Origin of the sequence: Paraburkholderia sp. MM6662-R1 (genome assembly GCF_050436245.1) — a bacterium.
Classification (GTDB): domain Bacteria; phylum Pseudomonadota; class Gammaproteobacteria; order Burkholderiales; family Burkholderiaceae; genus Paraburkholderia; species Paraburkholderia tuberum.
In genome coordinates, this window is sequence record NZ_JBNDLV010000003.1 from 222,158 (window position 1) to 236,863 (window position 14,706).

The window sequence follows — 14,706 nt, forward strand, 5'->3', positions numbered from 1 at the left end:
ATGAACCACATGAAGGTGTTGAACAGCGTAGTTGAATTCTCGCGACCAATTGAAGTGCTGGAATCCGAGGTTGCAAAGCTACCGTGGGACTCGGAGAGCGCTCTTGTCGAACTCTCATCTCTTCGTCTTGCATCGGCTCTCGATCGCTTTTTAACGGGGCAGTTAACGTTCGATGCTTTATCGCGTTGGGCTGAGCTTATTGAGGTCAGGGAGGATATAGATTTGCCGAGGGATGCGACTCGTGAGGCTGTGAAGCTTGCGATATCTAGACTTGCGAACGCAAGCTTGGAGACAGAGTCACCTGCGCAATTCGTGAAGGAGATCCGCAAAACTCTCACAGAAACTGAAGGTAGATGAGTGCGGCTTTGGAGTTGGAAACCTCGTTATAGACAGGGTGCAGGCGGTCTCGGTCGGGAAAGGTGCGACGGAAAACGGTGGTGGCAGCGGCAGTCTTGGGCGCAATGTTGGGGCGATCACGATGGATGCCATCGCATCGACGATTGGCAATACGGTCGTCGATCAGGTGCAGGCGGGGTCTGTCGGGAAAACGGACTACACGAAGCAGGCGATAGAGGCGCTGAATGGCGAGATCCTGCCGGGTGGTCTTGGTGGAGTGGGCAGTGGGTTCGTCGCACCGCAGACGTCATACAGCAGTAACGCTGCGCTGTTCGGTGTGTATGGCGGACTCGTCGATAACACCCCTGCGTCCTACAGCGGTGCCGCAACTTTGTTGGGCCCGTCGTCTGGACTGGGTGCCTCGCAAATCGATCAACGGCCCGGCGGCTTGGCCGACCGGAGCGGCAGTTCCGAGAACTTACTGTATGTGTGGGATCGGGCTAAACAGTACGGCGCCGACGGCTGGAATCCGACCAAGCAGTTCGCGCACGACATGGTGGGGGCGACCAGCATGGACGCCGCACGGGCGAACTGGGATGCGGGGAATTACGGCACGGCTGTAACGAAGTGTGCCCAGTCGTTTCTGGAAGCGGGCATGACTGCTTTTACCTTAGCGGCTGCGCCGATCAAGACAGGAATCACGGCGCTCGTCAATGGCGGGCGTGCAGCACTCGCGAGCGAAATGCTCGGCGGCGGAGCGCCGATCTTCAGCTCGGGTGGCTTGCTGGGTTCGCGCATGTGGGCCTCGTCAGTGGGCACCGGAGAGATTAGCGCGGGGATTACTGCGGGCTCTAAGTATTACCAGAAAGGAGCGATCAATCCGGTTGATGTGGGCGTGAGCTTTGGGGTCGGTGCGATAGGTACGCGTTACAACCTAGCCGTAGCCGGCAATATGGTTCTGAATGCGGCAGGTGGAGTTGCCGATACGGCGATCAACAACGTTGTGTATGGGAAAAGTGACAGCTTGGTCAACGCTGGATTTACAAGTGCGGCTCTATCTGGCTTGGGCTATGGCCTCGGGAAGTCCGTCGGGTCATGGTTCGATGCAACACTCAAACCAACTCTCGGCAACTCAAGGAATTGGGCCTCGACGGATGTTTGGTCCGGTGGCGGATGGAATCTGTTTAGCCTCAATACAGGTGGCGTGATTGCCGGGACGATTGGAGGAGGGGTGGGCCAGAGTGCAGTTGGTCCACTTGTTCCACCATTTCCCTACGGGAGCGGCCAAAAATGATCAGGTGGTTGATTGCGTTTTTGGGTGCGTGGGGTATTTGCCTAGCAGGAATGTACGTCATTTGGGTGGTCGCTTTGTGCCTGAACTGTCTATTTGCACCAGGATGCTTTAGTCACCTGACGGTCCACGATGTGCTCTCCGCAGTTAATTTTAGAGGCGTGTTTGCAAGGGGTACGCTACTGGCAATTGCATTCACGGGCATTGCGTGGTTTAGGAGGCGTGCATAGCGAAACAACCCCTGGCCTATGTTAGGCCGGGACTCAGTCTCCAGATTCATGTTCCACAAACCTGAAAAGGAAAACAAGAAATGCAGTTGAAGAAATTGATCCCGCTTGGCGTTGTGCTGCTGGTGATGGCGGGCTGTGCATCGGTGCCGATGGGCGATCCGCAGAAGGATGCGGCGCTGAAGACCTTCAGTGCGCCGCAGGAGAAGGCGGCGATCTATGTGTATCGCAACGAAAGCATGGGTGGGGGCGTCAAGATGCCGGTGACCCTGGATGGTCAGATTCTGGGCGACACGGCCGCCAGGACCTACCTGTACACGGAAGTCGAGCCGGGACCGCATGAGCTGGTGTCGAAGGCTGAGAACGATTCAAAGCTGGATGTCGACGCGGTTGCCGGCAAGGTCTATTACGTCTGGCAGGAGGTCAAGATGGGCGTCCTGTATGCGCGCAGCAAGCTGCAACTGGTTGACGACAAGACTGGTCAGGACGGTGTGAAAGAGTCTAAATTGGCGGTTCTGCCGCCGGCGCAAAGTGCGAAAGCGGAGTGACGATTAGCCGCTAGCCGTTACCACCGATTGCCGCCACCGACGCCCGCTTGGTGCGGGCGTTATCGCATTGAGGCGAGCAGCTGTGGCGGGGCGCGAATTGCGCAGATTGCGCGATTGATGACCGTAAGCACCCGATCAGTACCGTAGCGGATTTAGTTGACGGCGGAAGCGTCGACTGCTAGCGAGTCGGGTTGACGCGAGCAGACGCTGGCAGCAGAGGTGCGACGTTCCATTGCAGCAATTCGTCGTTACGGTTGGCAGGATGATCGGCAATGCGCTCGATGACGTAGTGCAGGTAGGCTTCGGGATCGATGCTGTTCATACGTGCTGAACCGATCAGGCTATACATCGCCGCCGCACGTTCGCCGCCCGAGTCGGCACCGGCGAACAGATAATTCCGCCTTCCGATCGGTGCGCGATGGGGACACGCTGCAGTCGATCGCGTCGTCGCTGTGGGGGGATGCGACGCTGTGGTACATCCTGGCGGACGCGAACGGGCTGAAGGGCGATGACGTGCTGAAGGCCGGGCAGATGCTGACGGTGCCCAACCAGGTCACGAACGTGCACAACACGGCGACGACGTTCAAGCCGTATGACCCGGGCAAGGCGATCGGCAATACGCAGCCGACGCTGCCCGATCCTCCACCGCCGCCGGGGAAGGATGGGGGATGTGGTGGGGTGGCCCAGATTTTCGCGGTAGTCATCGCGGTCGCGGTATCGGTCGTGTCGATGGGTACGGGCAGCATTGTTGGCGCAATGCTGATTGGCGCCGCGGGAGCGGCCGCGACGCAGGGCGTCATGATCGCCGCAGGCGAGCAGCATGGATTTGACTGGAAGGGGATGGCAATTGGAGCTGTGTCAGCTGGTATCGGGGCGGCGGCGGCCCCTGCCACCAGCTTCTGGACCGCGGCTGCTCAGGGGGCGGTGCGTTCAGCCGCGACTCAGGGTATGGCGCTCGCTGTTGGTGCTCAGCGCGGGTTTGACTGGAAGGGCATGGCAGCGTCCGCTGTGGCATCTGGGGTCGGCTTCCAGGCGGCACGGACGATTAATGTCGGCGGCAGCAACGTGGGCTTTAACATGGGCTCGGATCCAGGCAGGTTTGTAACGGGCATGGGTGCGGGGATAGCTGCAGGGGCTGCTAGTACAATCGTGCGCGGTGGGAGCCTTGGGCGCAATGTTGGGGCGATCACGATGGATGCCATCGCCAGCACCATTGGCAATCTGGTGGTCGACAACGTCGCGGGTCAGGCAACAAATACGGGCACACTGTATGGCGTGGGTGGAGACATCAACGGTATGGTGCAGGGTGCGTATACGGTTGACGCAGGCAAGCAGTTTGCGTGGCTGGCCAATGGGCAGTTGAACTCCGGCAGCATGTTCGATGCAACGGCAGCGAGCCTGGGCCTGACGACACAGGCGGCACATGGTCTGATACAGGCTGACAATGGCCGATCGATTGTAGGCTCGCCGTTCTCGCCGGAGGTGGAAGGTCACGCTGTGCCGTATCCGCAGATCTCGGTGTCGTCGCTGCCGGAGTCTGGTGTGACACTGGCGCAGACAGAGGGTGGATTCTGGCGAGGACTCAGCGGTGACAGGCGTGGTGTGTTCGAAAGTGCTGCGCCGTTGTCGGAAAAGATCGGTGCTGGCGTACGCGCGGTGGGCGAATTTGTTGCCGATCCTTTTATTGAGGTAGGAAGCCAGTATCGCGATCTTTACGCGGCGGCAAACGGTGCGACGGGTGGCTGGTCAAGCGGGTTTGCGCAGCAGGTGTCGGTGGGGAGTTATGGTGCGGCGGCGCTGACGGAGTTCAGTGCGGTTGCGGGCACGGTGCCGCTGGCTTGGGGCTACGCTGAAGGGCGTTGCATCGGTTGCTCCGGCGTTTGCTGACGCGGCCTATGGCATGTCAGAGCGCTATCTCGTGCCAGTTAGCGGCCGGATGTACGCCGTACCGCCGGGTGAGGCAAAACTCACGGCAAGCAGCGAACTTGCTTTCAAAGATTTCAATCAGGCGCAAAATGCGGCAATTGAATGGCTGGACGCTCGTGGATTCAAAGCTGAACAACCGACCCTAGCAAAGTTTGGCGACAACGCGGGTACGCCAATTGGGATGAAAACAGCTGACGGCCGTGTCGGATTCCGGGTGGAATACGATGCACGAAGTGGCGCTCATATCAACGTTTTCGCTGGCAAAGAGAAGGGGCCGCACTTTACCTTCGAGGGTAACCAGTCAGTGGTCGATCAAATCGTAAGGCAATTTTGGAAATGAAGATGACAAGTACGAATTTCTACGAAGTCGAGCTTCGCAGGGCCTTGAGAGCAAACTTCGAATCAGGAGAAGTAAGGGTTGTCGGCGATTCCGCAGTTGTTTTTGAGAAGTTGGCGAACGCATACCCTGCGAGTGGCTCGAAAATTGATTGGAGTCAAATTCCTGGTTCGATCGAATGCTTTGAAGAAGAGGATGATCTCCAAGCCGTGAAGTTCATTGAATTCTTCGATGAGATTGTTGGCAAATTTGTTTTGACCGGTGAGGTAATTTACATCGGTGACAGTGCAACGGACTTTGCGCTCGGGAGCACCATTGAATCGATGAGAGGAATTCTCCCCGAATTGCTCGTTATTCCACAGCACCACTACTTTACAAACTCCATGTGTTCGTGGTGTATGTGCCTGACAATGGAAGGTGACATGGGCTTTGGCTTCGGGGCGATGAAACAAACTACATAACTTCGGGCGCAATGTTGGCGCGATCTCGATGGATGCGGTGGCGGCCACCATTGGCAATCTCGTCGTCGACCAGGTGCAGGCCGGCTCCGTTGGGAAAACCGATACGACCGCGCAGCGTGTGCAGGAAGCGATCGGCGGCATGAATGCGCAGGTGCTGCCGGGCGGGCTTGGTGGCGTCGGCAGCGGGTTTGTAGCTCCGGAGGCGTCATACAGCAGTAGCACTGCACTGTTCGGTGTGTATGGCGGGTTCGTTGACAGCAGCCAGACGCCGTACGCCGGTGCTGCAGCGCTCTTCGGCCCGTCTTCTGGGATGGCAACCTCACAAATCGATCCGCGTCCTGCAGTGCTGGCCGATAACAGCGGCGGCTCCGATAATCTTCTCTACGCGTGGGATCGTGCGAAACAGTACGGGGCTGATGGCTGGAATGCGACCAAGCTGTTCGCGCACGACAGCCGCTAGCCGTTACACCGATTGCCGCCATCGACGCCCGCCTGGTGCGGGCGTTATCGCATTGAGGCGAGCGGCTGTGGCGGGGCGCGAATTGCGCAGATTGCGCGATTGATGACCGGAGCCCGTGGACGTTAGAAAAGCCGAAGTGCGACACGCTGGCGCAGGTTCTCATCCTGATGCATATCGCGAATTCCGACGATCGCGCGTTGCAGCCACTCGGTGACAAGTGCCTGACGGATGTCGCACGTCCGGCGCTGCATCGTTCGCGTGATTTGTTCATTTCCGTGATCGGCGGGCGCGTTGCTGACCAGCGGCATCTGGGCGGATCGGACGTTGTCGTCTGGCACAAGAATTCCCCTGAAAGTAGAACACAGCATTACGCACGTACCAAAACGCGTGCAAAACCGCCGCTAACCGACGCCAGCATTGGATTTGCGGCGGTACAGAAAAGAGTGCAACGGGTTGCGCCGAAAATATCGAATCGCATGGAACCCGGGATGAGGCAAGGGTTTGCGGGTGGTGCGATTTGCACCACCAGTGTCCGGAGCGTGGCCACGCGGCGGACTCGCCGAGGTCTGGCACAGCGACGTCAGCAACCCAGGTCCAGTTGCTCGAATTCCGTTTGCGTCCAGGGTGTCGATTCGGTGACCAAGGCATCCGCTCAAAGGCGGAGAGTAAACGGCAAACGCCGACAGTTTACAAGCGCGGCGCTATGTCATTGAAAGTAAACGGCCTTTCTCGCCGCCGCGGACCGGCGGCGACGTTGTGTATAACGACATGGGTAGAAAGACGTCTGAATGCCGACGTGAAGGTTCCGTTGTTTCAGTTCGAATACGATGCCCTTATGAGTATCGTATATAACTGTGGTTCAGGAGACGGCGCCAGCGAAATTATTAGAAAAGTTAATTCTGGCCATTATGATGATATGCATGATTTTATCCTGACGTATCGGGTGGAAACGAATCGGGGCGTCAAGAATCGCCGGATTGCCAAAGCTCGTTTATTTGTCTCAGGAGTTTACGATGCATCTCATTAGGATCATGATAGTTTTTTTTATCTCGGGGGTGTTATTTTCTAGTCTTGCGGTCGCGAAGTCGAACTCGGATTGCCTGCAGCATTTGGGGGGCGGTTACGGTGACGCCGAGTGCTATTCCGAGTTACAGAAAGACCTGACGGTCCAGAGCAAATTCATCTATAACAAGTTGCGTGCGACCATGCGGAACGGCAACGTCCATGCGAAGTTGCTCGACGAGTACATGGAAACGCAAGATGCATCCGTGAGGTACTGCGAATTACCACTTAATGCCGGGGCAAAGTGGAAAACGGAACACGATGGATCGATGTTTTCAGCTTTGCGAGAGGAGTGCATCTACAATCTTCGCAAAGCGCAAAATCAGTTTTTAAAGGATTTGCTTGATATGGCAAATTGGTAGAGCGTGAAATCGCAGCCCCGCTTCGGCGGGGCCATTTAAAGGCAGATTACGCGGGCAAGCGGCACCACCACGACTCGGCATAGGCGACATCACCGTCGCGTCACGCCCCCTTAACGCCGACCATCAAAGCGACCCCACTAACCACAAGCAGACTCGCAAGCAGATACACGGCGAGATCCATACTCCCCGTCGTCGTGCGAATCTGACCGATCACCCACGGACTGACGATCCCGCTCGTAATCCCAATACTGCTAATAAACGCGATCCCCGACGCAGCCGCTTTCCCGGACAGATAGCTGGTAGGCACCGCCCAAAAGATCGGTAGCGCCGCGAAAATCAACATGGCAGCGAGCGACAAGATAGCCAGCATCGCAGGAAAGCTGCTCAGATGCAGCGTAAGCGCCGCGAGCGCGAGACCCCCGCCCACCGTGCAGAAAGCAAAATGCTTACGCCGTTCCCCAGTTCGATCCGAGCGGCGCGCAATCAGAATCAGACCCACCGCACCGATCGCATTCGGCACCACGGTATAAAGACTCACCGCCACGACATCCTGAACCCCAAAATCGCGGATCATCAACGGCATCCAGAAATTGAGCGTTAGCGACGCACAGGTCAGCGAAAAATAGATGAACGCGAACAGATAGACGTGCGGATTGAGCAACGCGGCGGCGAAGCTGTGACTGTCATGCCGGTGGTCTTTCGACTGGCCTTGGGCGCAAAGCGCGACGAGTCGCTCTTTTTCGTCCTGCGTGAGCCAGCTTGCCTCGTGCGGCTTGTTGACCAGATAGCGCCACGAGAGCAATCCGAGAATCACAGCGGGTGCGCCTTCGATCGCAAACATCCACTGCCATCCGAACAGGTTCAGCACGCCGCTCATGTCGCGCATGATCCAGCCGGAGAAAAGTCCGCCGAGCACGCCCGCGACCGCCACGCCCGCGAAAAACACCGAGATCACGGCGGCGCGCCGGCTGGCGGGAAACCAATACGTCAGATACAGCACGATGCCCGGGAAAAACCCCGCCTCGAAAACGCCCAATATAAAGCGCAGAACGTAAAAGTGCGCGGGCTTCGACACGAACATCATGCACATCGACGCGATGCCCCACAGCAGCATGATCCGCATGAAGGTTTTACGCGCGCCGTATTTGGCCAACAGGATGTTGCTCGGCACCTCGCACAGCACGTAGCCGACGTAGAACACGGCTGCGCCGAGTCCGTACATCGCGTCGCTGAAGCCGAGATCATGCTTCATCTGCAATTGCGCGAAGCCGATGTTGATCCGGTCCAGAAACGACACGACATAGCAAAGAAACAGAAACGGCACGATGCGCCACGCGACCTTCCTGAACATCGAATCGTCGCTCGCGACGGGCGCGGCGTGGCCAATGGCGTTGCCATCGAGGGAATGCTGCATGTCTCGCTCCTGGTGCGGAGCGCGCCTGTGCGAAGACGAGCGCGCCCGAGGCGTCTAGCGCGCCTTCATGGTTTGAACGGAAAAGAGGAAAGACCGGACGGCCTTTCCCGAGTGCGCGGCGCGATCAGTTCTGCAGCGCGTCCCACATTTCCTTGTCGCGCTGCGCGGTCCAGATGCGCGGATGGCTGATGCCGCTTGCTTCGTCGTAGGCTCGCGACACGTCGAACGGCAGGCAATGCTCGTAGATGAAGACGTTGCCGAACTTCGGGTCCATGGACTTGCGCGTGAGCGCCATCGCGCCCTTCAGATCGAGCTTGTCCTTGAATGCGTCACGGCCCGCCTGCAATAGCGTGGTGACGAAGTCTTTCGTGTAGTCGATGCCCTTGTTCACTTCCGCCGGCGACAGTAGCGCGGGGCCGCGACCCGGCACCAGCTTCTCCGCGTTCAGGGCGCGCAGTGCTTCGAGCGTCGTCGGCCATTGTTCGAGTTGCGCGTCGCCGCAGTAGCAGGCCGCGTCGTACTCGACCAGGTCGCCGGAGAACAGCACCTTCTGCGACGGCAGCCAGACGACCGTGTCGCCCTTCGTGTGGCCCGAGCCGAGATGCGCAATGCGCACTTCGAGCTTGCCGAGAAAGAGCGTCATTTCCTTTTCAAACACCAGCGTCGGCCACGTCAGGCCGGGCACCGTTTCGACGCCCGCAAAAAGGCGCGGGAAGCGTTCGATCTCCGATTTCATATCGGCTTCGCCGCGCTCGACGATCATTTCGTAGGTGCCGCGGCTGGCGATCACCTGCTGCGCGCCTTCCTTGAAGTACGCCGACGCGCCCAGCACCCGTACCGCGTGATAGTGCGACAGCACGACGTATTTGATCGGCTTGTCGGTGACGCTGCGGATCTTCGCGATCAGGTCTTGCGCCATGGCCGGCGTGGCGGTGGTGTCGACGATCAGCACGCCGTCGTCGCCGATGATCACGCCGGAGTTGGGGTCGCCCTCGGCCGTATACGCATACGCGTTTTCCGACAATTGGGTCCACGTGATCTTCTTTTCTTCCAGATCGGCCTGCGATGCGAAAGCCTTCGCCATGTCTGTCTCCGTCTCACGATTCGTTGGGGGATGACTAATAGTCGTCGTCATGTTGTGATTTGTCAATGACAAAATACCTTGTCATTAACTAAGCTAGGGTAAACTCCGTTGGTTGGTCGGCACGGTCCGATCGGATACCATCTAGGCCTTCCACGGGCGACACCGGACGGGCCGAATCTCCTTCGGGTCAAGGGCGGACAACACGATGGCTGATACGACAAGCGAAAAGAAACAGCGGGGGATTCAGAGCGTCGAGGTCGGCGGACGTCTGCTGCAGGCGCTGGCGCGACAGCGCGAACCGCTCGGGCTGACCGAACTGGCCGGCGAGGCGCAACTGTCATCGGCGCAGGCGCATACCTATCTCGTGAGCCTGACGCGCCTCGGCCTCGTCAAGCGCGATGCCCTGACCGGCAACTACGAGCCGGGGCCGCTGTCGTTGCGGCTTGGCCTCATGCATATCGAACAGCAGCCGGTCTATCGCATCGCGGCTACCCACGCGGCTTCGCTCGCGGAGCGGATCGGTCTTAGCGTGGCGATCTGCGTGGCGGGCGTGCAGGGCCCGACCATCGTCCGATACGAGCGCAGCGGTGCGCCGCTGCATGTCAATCTGCACATCGGCACGGTGATGTCGCTCGAAGCGACATCGACGGGCCGCGTATTCTGCGCGTTCTGCGCGCCCGAGCAGGTCGCGCAAATGGCGCGAAGCCAGGCGCATTCGGCGGACCCGACGCCGGCGCGCGGCCGCGCCGCCAAAGGGCCGACTAGCAAGGAGTGGCGCAAACGTTTCGATGAGATCCGCGCGCGCGGCATCGAGCGAGGAATCGATGCGCCGAGTCCGGGCATCAGCAGTCTGAGCGTGCCGGTGTTCGATGGCGATCAACGGATGCAACTCGCGTTGACGGCGATCGGCTCGTCGGGCTCGATCGAAGTCGCGTGGGACGGTGTGGTCGCGCGTCAGTTGCTCGAAACTTCCCGACGTATCACCGAAGCGCTGGTCACACCCAGCTGAGAATCATGCAGATCGAAACCCCGGACGCGTCCGACGCGAACACGCCCCAACTCAACGACACGAAAGCTCAGCGCGGAATCAGCGCGCTCGACAACACAGGCGAGCTCCTGCTGGCACTCGTTGCCGCCGGCCGTCCGCTGTCGCTGCGCGATCTGGCCGCGGCCGCCGATATGCCCGCCGCCAAGGCGTTTCCGCATCTGGTGAGTCTGCTCAAGGTCGGCTTGCTGAGCCGCGACGACGCCGGTCTTTTCAGTGCGGGACCGCTCGGCATGGAACTCGGCCTGATCGCGTTGCAGCGCATGTCGCCGATTCGCGATGCCGAACCGGAGGTCGTCACGCTTGCGGCGGAGTCCGGCATGAGCGTCGCGGTGGCGATTCTTGGACCTTTGGGTCCCACGGTAATCCGTTTCGAAGAATCGGCGAGACCACAACACGTGAGCCTGCGCGTGGGCACCGTGATGTCGCTCGTCAACACGGCGATAGGGCGCGTGTTCGCCGCGCATCTTGCGGACGACGTATTGGTCGGGCTGTTGTCGCAGGAATCGATCAGACTCGCGGGCGCGCCGGTTGCGGAAGTGCTCGTGGCGCCGAAAAAGGGCCCGCCGTCGTTGGCTCCGGCCTATCTGGCACGTCGCGCGAAGGTTGTGAGCGACGGCATCGATGACGCACTCGATGCGCCGGTGCCGGGCATCGGCGCGTTGGCCGCGCCCGTGTTCGATCATACGGGCAGCGTCAGTCTGGTGGTCGCGGTGATCGGTCCGTCGGGCGGCTTTGATTTCAGCACGCACGGCACGACCGCACAGAGGCTGCTCGCCACGACACGACGGCTGTCGTGGCGGTTCGGCTGGATCGGGCGCTGAGCCTCGGTCGTCAATCCGCGCGCGCCAGCGCCAGCGCTTCGAGCAGCACGTCGGCATCGCCGATGTGGTTCGCGAGCAGCAGCACGAGCTTTGCGTTCATGAAATGGCTTTGCTCGTCGGTCAGTCCATTGTGCGCGTCGATGAGCTTTTCATAGAACGCATCCGGATCGGCCATATTCGTTTCGATGTTCAGCTTGGTCATGATGGTTATCCGTTGCAGGTTGCGCGATCCACGGCCTTGGCGACCGAGGCGGTGTCGAGGGCGCGCCAGCGCGCGCAGACATGCTGGTCCGGACGCAGCAGATAAAAGGTACCGGGCCGCGCATCGAAGCGATGCGTGACGATGCCTTCGACGTCCTCGATCACCGTGACGTGAGGCATCTCCGGCAGCGCGGTCACGGCCGCGCCACGCGGCACGACGATCAACGAGTGAACCGGCACCGCGAGGCATGCGAGCGCGCGAAGCCGTTCGGCGCATCTCGTCAGGTCGTCTCCCTGGCCGCAGAATTGCACACCCGTGAAGCCGCCATGTCCGGTCTGATTCAGGAACCAGGCGTCTTCGCCAGCGAGCTTGACCGGCGCGTCGGTGCTGGCCGCGCCGGGCACCATCGCACCGGTGAACGCGTCGGCGTCGGGCGTGTTCAGGGGCGAGTCGCGCAGAACCGCCGGCACCGACAGACGGCCGCTGTTGACGATGCGCCGCGCGAACGGACACTCTTTCGCGAGCTTGAGCGTGGCATCGCGGAACATCCGCGAAACCGCGCTTTTCGGCGTGATGAAGTCGGTGGCGCGCGATGAGTTCAGGATGTTTTCGTCCGCCGCATACTCGCGCTCGGATGCATAGGTATCGAGCAGCGCCGGCGGCGCGTCGCCGTTGACGACGAGCCGCAGCTTCCAGGCGAGATTGTCGGCATCCTGCACGCCGCTATTCGCGCCGCGCGCGCCGAACGGCGACACGCCATGCGCCGAATCGCCCGCGAACAGCACGCGGCCATGCCGGAAACTGTCCATCCGCAAACACGAAAACGTGTAGACGCTGACCCATTCGAGCTCGAACCCGGCATCGTCGCCGAGCAGCGCTTTCACGCGCGGAATCACTTTTTCGGGCTGTTTTTCGGCGACCGGATCGGCGTCCCAGCCGAGCTGGAAATCGATGCGCCAGACGTTGTCGGGCTGCCTGTGCAGCAGTACGGATTGATTGCGATGGAAGGGCGGATCGAACCAGAACCAGCGTTCGGTCGGAAACGGCGCCTTCATTTTCACATCCGCGATCAGGAAGCGGTCCTTGAAGGTGCGACCATGACTGTCGAGACCGAGCGCCTTGCGCACCGCGCTGCGCGCGCCGTCGGCGGCGACCACGTATTGCGCGCGCATCGGATAAATGCCGTCGGGCGTTTCGACCCGCAACTCGACATGGTCGTCTTGCTGGGTCACACCGATCACATTGCTTTTCCAGCGCATCTGCAGATTCGCGGTTCGCTTCGCCTCGTCTACCAGATAGCCTTCGACGTAGTACTGCTGCAGATTGATGAATGCTGGGCGCGCGTGGCCTGTCTCGGGCAGCAGGTTGAACGTATAGATCAGTTCATCCTGCAGGAACACCTTGCCGACGTTCCAGCTCACGCCTTTGTCGACCATCTGCTTGCCGCAGCCGAGCCGATCGAAAATTTCCAGCGTCCGCTTCGCAAAACAGATTGCGCGCGAACCGCTCGACAGCGTGTCGTCATTGTCGAGCAGTACGGTGCGAACGCCCTGCTGGGCCAGATCGATGGCCGCTGACAACCCGACCGGGCCAGCGCCGATCACCACGACCGGATAGGTGAGCGGTGCACCGGCATCGTGGTCGGCGGCTCGCTCGTAGTCGAACCGCATCGTTTGGTAGTCGATCTGCATGGCGTCTCCGGGTTCTGCGGGGTATCTTTGATTAATCTATAGCAAGTAGTATTGCTCCTTGCTAATATCGGCCATTCTATAAAGCTTTTTGAGCAATCGAATCTGTATTTACCCTGGTGCGGTTCCATTGCACGCAAACCCGGCAACGAATATCCCGGCGAATCGCACTTTCGACAACGTCGAGGAAGCGCATGCCGCCAAGCATTGAAACGTCGGGTTGACCTTGGCAAGTGGCATTCGTGATACGTTAGCTGGCACAAGCAGCGATGGAGACCACCCATGCTGATTCCTCTGCTGTTACTTGTGGGGCTTCTTTGGTGGATGTTCGCGATCCATCCGGGGCATGCGGCGCTCGAGCGACTTCGTGCGATGATGGATTTTGCCCGCTTGGACTTCAAACATTTTCCGAAGCTTGCCCCGCAATCCACTGCCCGGTCTGCGATTGCCCTGGCTCTTTACGCCATCGCTTGCGCGATCAGCACAGACAACCTTGGCCTCGCGCAGGCTCAAGCACAGCCGCCGTCGTTCGAGAGCTTCGCCGTCCCGGCCGGCAGCGCACCGCATGACGTCGCACCGGCGCATGACGGCACCGTGTGGTACACCGCGCAGGCGCGGGGAGCGGTCGGGCGGCTGGACCCGCGCAGCGGCAAAACCGACATGATCGCGCTCGGCGCCGGATCGGCGCCACATGGCGTGATCGTCGGCCCCGATCGTGCGGCGTGGGTCACTGACGGCGGCCAGAACGCAATCGTGCGTATCGATCCGAAGACGCTCGCCGTCACGCGTTTTCCGCTACCCAAGGACCGGCCAGATGCCAATCTGAATACCGCCGTGTTCGACAAACAGGGGCATCTGTGGTTTACGGGGCAAAGTGGTATCTACGGCGAACTCGATCCGCAGCGATCGCGCATGCGCGTCTTTGATGCCCCACGCGGCGCCGGGCCCTACGGTATCTGCGTGACCCGCTCCGGGGATCTGTATTTCGCTTCGCTGGCGGGAAATTACGTAGGTCGCATCGACCCGACGACGGGCGCGGCACAGGTCATCGAGCCACCAACGTCGAATCAGGGCGCGCGCCGCGTCTGGGCCGATTCCAGGGGGCGCATCTGGGTCAGCGAGTGGAACGCCGGAAAAGTCGGCGTGTACGATCCTGGCACGCATCATTGGCGCGAATGGGGACTGCCCGGCACCGATCCGCACGCGTATGCAATATTCGTCGACGACCAGGACATCGTCTGGCTCAGCGAATGGAGTGCTAATGCGCTAGTGCGCTTCGATCCGCGTGCCGAGCGGTTCGACGTGTTGCGGCTGCCGCGTGACCACGCGAACGTGCGTCAGATGATGGGTCGTCCGGGCGAGGTCTGGCTGTCCGAATCCGGCACGGATCACCTGCTGCTCTTTCGATCCCGTGCAGCCGATGTGAGCGGGCAGTGACC

The 14,706-nt window shown here is 60.2% G+C and carries 17 protein-coding genes and 1 pseudogene; 12 read left to right on the forward strand and 6 right to left on the reverse strand.

Going from position 1 to position 14,706, the window contains the following annotated elements:
• The 3 genes from OKW39_RS23580 (at position 1) to OKW39_RS23590 (ending at position 2,402) form a co-directional block, all read left to right on the forward strand.
• On the forward strand, positions 1-357 hold the full coding sequence (locus OKW39_RS23580) for a hypothetical protein (RefSeq protein WP_429360468.1): 357 nt from the start codon (positions 1-3) through the stop codon (positions 355-357).
• Between the two features lie 121 nt (positions 358-478).
• Entirely contained in the window at positions 479-1,630 is a 1,152-nt protein-coding gene (locus OKW39_RS23585) for a hypothetical protein (protein WP_429563830.1), read from the forward strand.
• A gap of 307 nt (positions 1,631-1,937) precedes the next feature.
• The gene (locus OKW39_RS23590) at positions 1,938-2,402 is read left to right on the forward strand and encodes a DUF2846 domain-containing protein (RefSeq protein ID WP_429402340.1); all 465 of its coding nucleotides are present in this window, start codon (positions 1,938-1,940) and stop codon (positions 2,400-2,402) included.
• Between the two features lie 178 nt (positions 2,403-2,580).
• On the opposite strand, the pseudogene OKW39_RS23595 reads toward OKW39_RS23590, so the two are convergent.
• Positions 2,581-2,811, reverse strand: a pseudogene (locus tag OKW39_RS23595) (transposase domain-containing protein); the annotation flags it as partial.
• A gap of 2 nt (positions 2,812-2,813) precedes the next feature.
• Here OKW39_RS23595 and OKW39_RS23600 point away from each other — a divergent pair.
• From OKW39_RS23600 to OKW39_RS23615, 4 genes are read left to right on the forward strand one after another with little or no spacing between them, the layout of a single operon-like run.
• Positions 2,814-4,289, forward strand: a complete 1,476-nt coding sequence (locus OKW39_RS23600; protein WP_429563831.1) for a LysM peptidoglycan-binding domain-containing protein — start codon at positions 2,814-2,816, stop codon at positions 4,287-4,289.
• A gap of 13 nt (positions 4,290-4,302) precedes the next feature.
• Positions 4,303-4,668: a hypothetical protein gene (locus OKW39_RS23605; RefSeq protein ID WP_429563832.1), complete on the forward strand. Its 366-nt coding sequence runs from the start codon at positions 4,303-4,305 to the stop codon at positions 4,666-4,668.
• A gap of 2 nt (positions 4,669-4,670) precedes the next feature.
• Entirely contained in the window at positions 4,671-5,126 is a 456-nt protein-coding gene (locus OKW39_RS23610) for a hypothetical protein (protein WP_429563833.1), read from the forward strand.
• Between the two features lie 28 nt (positions 5,127-5,154).
• Positions 5,155-5,586 (forward strand): hypothetical protein, encoded by a 432-nt coding sequence (locus OKW39_RS23615; protein WP_429563834.1) that lies wholly within the window; start codon positions 5,155-5,157, stop codon positions 5,584-5,586.
• Positions 5,587-5,708: 122 nt separating this feature from the next.
• On the opposite strand, the gene OKW39_RS23620 is transcribed toward OKW39_RS23615, so the two are convergent.
• Positions 5,709-5,924, reverse strand: coding sequence for a hypothetical protein (locus OKW39_RS23620; protein WP_429563835.1), 216 nt, complete (start codon positions 5,922-5,924; stop codon positions 5,709-5,711).
• A gap of 365 nt (positions 5,925-6,289) precedes the next feature.
• Here OKW39_RS23620 and OKW39_RS23625 point away from each other — a divergent pair, with 365 nt between their 5' ends.
• Together OKW39_RS23625 and OKW39_RS23630 are read left to right on the forward strand one after the other, a co-directional pair.
• On the forward strand, positions 6,290-6,613 hold the full coding sequence (locus OKW39_RS23625) for a glycoside hydrolase family protein (RefSeq protein ID WP_429563836.1): 324 nt from the start codon (positions 6,290-6,292) through the stop codon (positions 6,611-6,613).
• Entirely contained in the window at positions 6,600-7,010 is a 411-nt protein-coding gene (locus OKW39_RS23630; RefSeq protein WP_429563837.1) for a hypothetical protein, read from the forward strand. The genes OKW39_RS23625 and OKW39_RS23630 overlap by 14 nt, the downstream gene beginning before the upstream one ends.
• 100 nt (positions 7,011-7,110) lie before the next feature.
• On the opposite strand, the gene OKW39_RS23635 is transcribed toward OKW39_RS23630, so the two are convergent.
• Entirely contained in the window at positions 7,111-8,424 is a 1,314-nt protein-coding gene (locus tag OKW39_RS23635) for an MFS transporter (protein ID WP_429563838.1), read from the reverse strand.
• A 124-nt stretch (positions 8,425-8,548) separates the two neighbouring features.
• Entirely contained in the window at positions 8,549-9,508 is a 960-nt protein-coding gene (locus OKW39_RS23640) for an MBL fold metallo-hydrolase (RefSeq protein ID WP_429332477.1), read from the reverse strand.
• Between the two features lie 205 nt (positions 9,509-9,713).
• Here OKW39_RS23640 and OKW39_RS23645 point away from each other — a divergent pair, with 205 nt between their 5' ends.
• Together OKW39_RS23645 and OKW39_RS23650 are read left to right on the forward strand one after the other, a co-directional pair.
• Positions 9,714-10,517 (forward strand): IclR family transcriptional regulator, encoded by an 804-nt coding sequence (locus tag OKW39_RS23645; protein WP_429563839.1) that lies wholly within the window; start codon positions 9,714-9,716, stop codon positions 10,515-10,517.
• Positions 10,518-10,522: 5 nt separating this feature from the next.
• Positions 10,523-11,377, forward strand: a complete 855-nt coding sequence (locus OKW39_RS23650) for an IclR family transcriptional regulator (protein WP_187613054.1) — start codon at positions 10,523-10,525, stop codon at positions 11,375-11,377.
• Between the two features lie 10 nt (positions 11,378-11,387).
• On the opposite strand, the gene OKW39_RS23655 is transcribed toward OKW39_RS23650, so the two are convergent.
• Positions 11,388-11,579 carry a DUF2783 domain-containing protein gene (locus OKW39_RS23655; protein ID WP_013094246.1) on the reverse strand — a complete coding sequence of 64 codons (192 nt, stop codon included), beginning with the start codon at positions 11,577-11,579 and terminating at the stop codon, positions 11,388-11,390.
• Between the two features lie 5 nt (positions 11,580-11,584).
• Entirely contained in the window at positions 11,585-13,270 is a 1,686-nt protein-coding gene (locus tag OKW39_RS23660) for an FAD-dependent oxidoreductase (RefSeq protein ID WP_187613055.1), read from the reverse strand.
• A 279-nt stretch (positions 13,271-13,549) separates the two neighbouring features.
• Here OKW39_RS23660 and OKW39_RS23665 point away from each other — a divergent pair, with 279 nt between their 5' ends.
• The gene (locus OKW39_RS23665) at positions 13,550-14,704 is read left to right on the forward strand and encodes a virginiamycin B lyase family protein (protein WP_429563840.1); all 1,155 of its coding nucleotides are present in this window, start codon (positions 13,550-13,552) and stop codon (positions 14,702-14,704) included.
• Positions 14,705-14,706: the final 2 nt, after the last annotated feature.

Coding starts and splice junctions, on each gene's coding strand:
- OKW39_RS23655 (WP_013094246.1), bottom strand. CDS start 11,579: ATGACCAAGCTGAACATCGAAACGAATATGGCCGATCCGGATGCGTTC.
- OKW39_RS23635 (WP_429563838.1), bottom strand. CDS start 8,424: ATGCAGCATTCCCTCGATGGCAACGCCATTGGCCACGCCGCGCCCGTC.
- OKW39_RS23650 (WP_187613054.1), top strand. CDS start 10,523: ATGCAGATCGAAACCCCGGACGCGTCCGACGCGAACACGCCCCAACTC.
- OKW39_RS23630 (WP_429563837.1), top strand. CDS start 6,600: ATGCATCTCATTAGGATCATGATAGTTTTTTTTATCTCGGGGGTGTTA.
- OKW39_RS23580 (WP_429360468.1), top strand. CDS start 1: ATGAACCACATGAAGGTGTTGAACAGCGTAGTTGAATTCTCGCGACCA.
- OKW39_RS23605 (WP_429563832.1), top strand. CDS start 4,303: ATGTCAGAGCGCTATCTCGTGCCAGTTAGCGGCCGGATGTACGCCGTA.
- OKW39_RS23645 (WP_429563839.1), top strand. CDS start 9,714: ATGGCTGATACGACAAGCGAAAAGAAACAGCGGGGGATTCAGAGCGTC.
- OKW39_RS23610 (WP_429563833.1), top strand. CDS start 4,671: ATGACAAGTACGAATTTCTACGAAGTCGAGCTTCGCAGGGCCTTGAGA.
- OKW39_RS23615 (WP_429563834.1), top strand. CDS start 5,155: ATGGATGCGGTGGCGGCCACCATTGGCAATCTCGTCGTCGACCAGGTG.
- OKW39_RS23640 (WP_429332477.1), bottom strand. CDS start 9,508: ATGGCGAAGGCTTTCGCATCGCAGGCCGATCTGGAAGAAAAGAAGATC.
- OKW39_RS23625 (WP_429563836.1), top strand. CDS start 6,290: ATGTCATTGAAAGTAAACGGCCTTTCTCGCCGCCGCGGACCGGCGGCG.
- OKW39_RS23585 (WP_429563830.1), top strand. CDS start 479: ATGGATGCCATCGCATCGACGATTGGCAATACGGTCGTCGATCAGGTG.
- OKW39_RS23665 (WP_429563840.1), top strand. CDS start 13,550: ATGCTGATTCCTCTGCTGTTACTTGTGGGGCTTCTTTGGTGGATGTTC.
- OKW39_RS23590 (WP_429402340.1), top strand. CDS start 1,938: ATGCAGTTGAAGAAATTGATCCCGCTTGGCGTTGTGCTGCTGGTGATG.
- OKW39_RS23660 (WP_187613055.1), bottom strand. CDS start 13,270: ATGCAGATCGACTACCAAACGATGCGGTTCGACTACGAGCGAGCCGCC.